Origin of the sequence: Cellulomonas septica, assembly GCF_012396155.1 — a bacterium.
Lineage (GTDB): Bacteria > Actinomycetota > Actinomycetes > Actinomycetales > Cellulomonadaceae > Cellulomonas > Cellulomonas septica.
Genome location: NZ_JAAXOY010000259.1, coordinates 1 through 4,677 on the forward strand (window position 1 = coordinate 1; position 4,677 = coordinate 4,677).

Here is a 4,677-nt window from a genome sequence, read left to right on the forward strand (position 1 = left end):
TCGGCCTGGTCCACGAGGCTGTTGACGCGCGACGTGAAGCCGGCCGGGTCCGTGACGTAGCCGTCCTCGTTGACGTACATCGCGATGCGCAGGACGTCGGCCTTCCAGTCGTTCGCCAGGGTGTCGACCGACGTCTGCCGGGCGCTACCGGACGCGACGACGGCGGTGCGCCGGAGGGACCCCTCCCCTGGCGCACCGCCGTCGTCGTCACGTCACCCGGACCGGCAGGTGACGCGACCCCGCACCCTGCGACGAGGTCCGCTCGGGCGGCCTGCTGGACCGTCCGAGCGGACCCTCGTCACAGGTGCGGCAGGACGTGCCGGACGTACCGCTCGGCGATGGTGGCGAGCGTCTGGTCGCCCGGCGCGGACCACACGGACTCGTGGAAGATCTCCACCTCGACGTCCCCGGTGTAGCCCGCGTCGCGGACCCAGCCGGTGATCGTGGCGAAGTCGACGTACCCGTCGCCGACGTGCCCGCGCGAGAGCAGCGGGTCGGACGCGAGCGGCAGGATCCAGTCGCACACCTGGTAGCCCGCGATCCTGCGCGCCGCTCCCGCCCGGGCGATCTGGCGCTGCAGGTCGGGGTCCCACCACACGTGGTAGGTGTCGACGACGACGCCCACGACCTCGGCCGGGAACGGCTCCGCGATGTCGAGCGCCTGGCCCAGGGTCGAGATGACCGCGCGGTCCGCCGCGAAGATCGGGTGCAGCGGCTCGAGCACGAGCCGCACACCGTGACCCGCGGCGAACGGCGCGAGCTCGCCGATCCGGTCGGTGACGCGCTGGCGGGCGGCGACGAGGTCGCGCGCCGGGTCGGCGTCGCCTCGGTCGGGGTAGGGCAGCGCCGGTCCGCCCGGCGCGCTCGCCGCCGGCAGACCGCCGACGACCATGACGAGCTCGCGCGTGCCGAGCGTCGCCGCCTCGACGATCGCGCGACGGTTGTCGTCGAGCGCCGCCTGCGCGGCCGCGTCGTCGTCCGTGGTGAGGAAGCCGCCGCGGCACAGCGACGACACGCGCAGACCGGCGTCCTCGATGATCCGCGCCGCCTCGACGGCGCCGACCTCCTGCACGCGGTCGCGCCACGGCCCGATCGACGACAGGCCCGCGCGCACCGCGCCGTCGACGGCCTCGCGGAGCGTCCAGTGCTTCGTCGTGGCGGTGTTCAGCGACAGGCGCGACAGGTCACCCGGCACGGTGCCCGCGCGGACGTCCTGCGCCCCCGCGGCCACGTCTGCGCCCTCCGCCGCGAGCTCGGTCGTCACAGCGAGATCTCGGGGACCGGGAGCCGGCGCCCCTCCGCCGACGACTGGAGCCCGAGCTCCGCGAGCTGGACGCCGCGTGCCGCCGACAGCAGGTCGAACCGGTGGGTCCGGCCCGCCGCCACGTCGCGGAGGAACTCCTCCCACTGCAGCTTGAACCCGTTGTCGAGGTCCGCGTTCGCCGGGACCTCGAGCCACTGGTCGCGGAACGGCTCGGTCACCGGCAGGTCGGGGTTCCACACCGGCTTGGGCGTGTGCGCACGCTGCTGCGCGACGCAGTTGCGCAGCCCCGCGACGGCCGAGCCGTGCGTGCCGTCGACCTGGAACTCGACGAGCTCGTCGCGGAACACGCGCACCGCCCACGACGAGTTGATCTGCGCGATCACCGGGTCGCCGCCCGGCGTCTCGATCTCGAAGATCCCGTACGCCGCGTCGTCGGCGGTCGCCGCGTACTCGCGGCCCTGCTCGTCCCAGCGCGTCGGGATGTGCGTCACGGCCTGCGCGTTCACCGTCCGGACCTGCCCGAGGATCCCCTCGAGCACGTAGTTCCAGTGGCAGAACATGTCGACGACGATGCCGCCGCCGTCCTCCTTGCGGTAGTTCCAGCTCGGCCGCTGCGCCTCCTGCACGTCCCCCTCGAAGACCCAGTAGCCGAACTCGCCGCGCAGCGACAGGATCCGGCCGAAGAAGCCCTCGTCGACGAGCCGGCGCAGCTTCACCAGGCCGGGCAGGTAGAGCTTGTCGTGCACGACGCCCGCGGTGACGCCCGTCGTCTCGCGCAGCCGCGCGAGGTCGATGGCCTCCTCGAGGGTCTCCGCCGTCGGCTTCTCCGTGAAGATGTGCTTGCCGGCCTTCATCGCGGCCGTGAGCGCCGCGTAGCGGCGCGACGTGACCTGGGCGTCGAAGTAGACGTCGACCGTCGGGTCGTCGATCACGGCGTCGGCGTCGGTCGTCCAGTGCTCGACGCCGTGCAGCGCGGCGAGGTCCCTGACCTTGTCGGCGTTCCGGCCGACGAGGATCGGCTCGACCTGCAGGCGCGTCCCGTCCTCGAGCGTGACGCCGCCCTGGTCGCGGATCGGCAGGATCGAGCGGACGAGGTGCTGCCGGTAGCCCATGCGGCCGGTGATGCCGTTCATGGCGATGCGCAGGGTGCGGGACGTCATGGTCGCTCCGAGGTTCAGGACCGCGTTGTCGGTCGGAGGGGAATGCGCTTTCCAGCGTAGCGCAGGACCCGACGGAGTCAAGTGCCGATCAGCCCGGAGGGACCCGAGCCCTCCGTCGCGGAGGTCCGGCGACGGCGAGCGCACCGGTCCTGCTTCCCGGACCCGCGAGCCCTCCGTCGCGCGCGGACGGCGACGGTGAGCGCGCCGGTCCTGCTCCGTGGACCCGCGAGCCGCGCGTCGCGCGGGGGCAGCGACGGTGAGTGCGCCGGTCCTGCTCAGTGGACCCGGGAGCCCTCCGTCACGCCGGGACGGCGACGGTGAGCGCGCCGGTCCTGCTCCGCGGAAGCGCTCGCCGATCAGACGACGCCGGCGTGCTCGCCGGGCGCTTCGGGCGCGAGCCGCTTCCGCAGGTCGACGACCGTGAGTGCGCGGCGGTGCCTCGTCGCGTTGCGGACTCGTTCTTCGGTGTCAGACGACGGCGAGCGTGCGCAGGTGCGCCTGGACCTCCCGGCGGAGCATCTCGGACTCGGAGAGGTCGTCGCCGAAGACCTGCCGCACGGCCAGCAACCGCCCGGGCAGCCCGTCCAGCGGCCCTGCCGCGGCCGAGGCGAGCACGTCCGCCAGCGGGTCGTCGAGCGTCACGCGTCGACCTGCGACCTCGAGCCCCGTCTGCGTCGTCGCGTGCACGTACGACATCCACGCAGCCAACGTCGCCGCCGCGGCCGTCGGTACCGCCCCTGCCGCGAGCCGGTCGCGCACGGTGCCCAGGAGGCGCTGCGGCAGCTTTGCGGAACCGTCCATCGCGACCTGCACCGTCGTGTGACCGGTGTTCGGGTTGGCGAACCGGGTGAGCACGTCCTCGCGGTACTGCGCCAGGTCGAGCCCGTCGGGTGCCTGGAGCGTCGGCAGGACGTCCTCGTCGACGAGCGAACGGACGACTGCCTCGAGCGACGGGTCGGCGACGGCCTGGGCGATCGTCTCGTAGCCTCGGAGCGCTCCGAGGTAGGCCAGCGTGGAGTGCGACGCGTTGAGCACCCGCAGCTTGGCCCGCTCGTACGGCGCGACGTCGGCGGTGAGCGTGGCGCCGGCGAGCTCCCAGGCGGGTCGGTCGCCGGCGAACGTGTCCTCGACGACCCACTGCGAGAACGGCTCGCCGACGACGAGCCCCTGGTCCTCGAGGCCGGTCAGGCGGACGGCTTCGGCCCGGTGCTGGTCGGTCGTCGCCGGGACGATGCGGTCGACCATCGTCGACGGGAACGCCACGGACGTGGACACCCACGCGGCCAGGCGGTCTCCTCCCGGGACGGCCGCGAGGATCGCGTGCACGAGGCCGGCGACGACCGGCCCGTTCTCGGCGAGGTTGTCGCAGCAGACCACGGTCATCGGTCCCGCGTCGGACCGGTGGCGCTGCGCGAGCCCTCGGACGAGCAGCCCGATCGGGGACCGCGCCGGCCGCTCGGGCGCGGCGCCCGCGAGCTCGGCGGTGAGCGCGTCGACGTCGGACGCGAGGTCGGGGTCGGCGAGGTCGGGCCGTCCGTCCGCGGCGCGGCGGTAGCCCTTCTCGGTGACGGTCAGCATGACGACGTGCGTGGTGGGCGCTGCGATCGTGCGGACGACGTGCGGCGTGCCGGTGCCGGGGAAGGCGACGTCGCGCAGCGAGCCGATGAGGCGGAGGGACGTCTCGTCCGCGCCCTTGGTGAGGACGCCGTACAGCCCGTCCTGCGGCGCGAGCTGGTCCGCCACCCGCGCGCTTCGTTGCGTGACGCCGAGGATGCCCCAGCCCGTGGCGCCCGTGGCGGCTGCCGCGTCCTCGGTGTACACCGCCTGGTGCGCGCGGTGGAACGCGCCGAGCCCGAGGTGCACCAGGCCGACCGTCGTCGAGGCGGGGTCGACGGCAGGACCGCGGACCGGGGTGCGTGCGGCCGGCCCGGCGTGGGACGGGTCGGTGCCGGACGGGTCGGTGCCGGACAGGTGGGTGCCGGACAGCGTCGTGCGGCTCAGGCGGGGCGTCATCGGTCGCTCTCCGTGGTCGGCAGATGGGGTGCGGTGCTGGTCGAGCTGCGGACCACGAGCTCGACCCGCAGGCGGACGGGGGCGGGGTCGTCCGTGCTCGTGCCGCCCGTCATCCCGTTCGGCGCGGCCGAGCCCGTCGTGGAGGCGGCTCCTGACGTGGTCGCCGCACGCGGCGGCGCTGCGGCGCTCGAGGCCCCTGCCGGGCGGGTGCTGCCCGCGCTCACGCCCGCGATCGCGTCG

Annotated in this window: 4 protein-coding genes; 1 reads left to right on the forward strand and 3 read right to left on the reverse strand. The window is 74.3% G+C overall.

What is annotated here, in order from left to right; genetic code table 11:
* Nucleotides 1–298: 298 nt before the first annotated feature.
* The 3 genes from HGA02_RS11000 to HGA02_RS11010 form a co-directional block, all read right to left on the reverse strand.
* Nucleotides 299–1,195 carry a TIM barrel protein gene (locus tag HGA02_RS11000; RefSeq protein WP_168679046.1) on the reverse strand — a complete coding sequence of 299 codons (897 nt, stop codon included), beginning with the start codon at nucleotides 1,193–1,195 and terminating at the stop codon, nucleotides 299–301.
* A gap of 65 nt (nucleotides 1,196–1,260) precedes the next feature.
* On the reverse strand, nucleotides 1,261–2,424 hold the full coding sequence (locus HGA02_RS11005) for a Gfo/Idh/MocA family protein (RefSeq protein ID WP_168679044.1): 1,164 nt from the start codon (nucleotides 2,422–2,424) through the stop codon (nucleotides 1,261–1,263).
* A 468-nt stretch (nucleotides 2,425–2,892) separates the two neighbouring features.
* A complete protein-coding gene (locus HGA02_RS11010; RefSeq protein WP_168679045.1) occupies nucleotides 2,893–4,437 on the reverse strand; it encodes a mannitol dehydrogenase family protein in 1,545 nt (514 codons plus the stop codon).
* 12 nt (nucleotides 4,438–4,449) lie between these two features.
* Here HGA02_RS11010 and HGA02_RS11015 point away from each other — a divergent pair.
* Nucleotides 4,450–4,677, forward strand: a 228-nt coding sequence (locus HGA02_RS11015) for a hypothetical protein (protein WP_210728443.1), incomplete at its 3' end; no start/stop codon positions are given.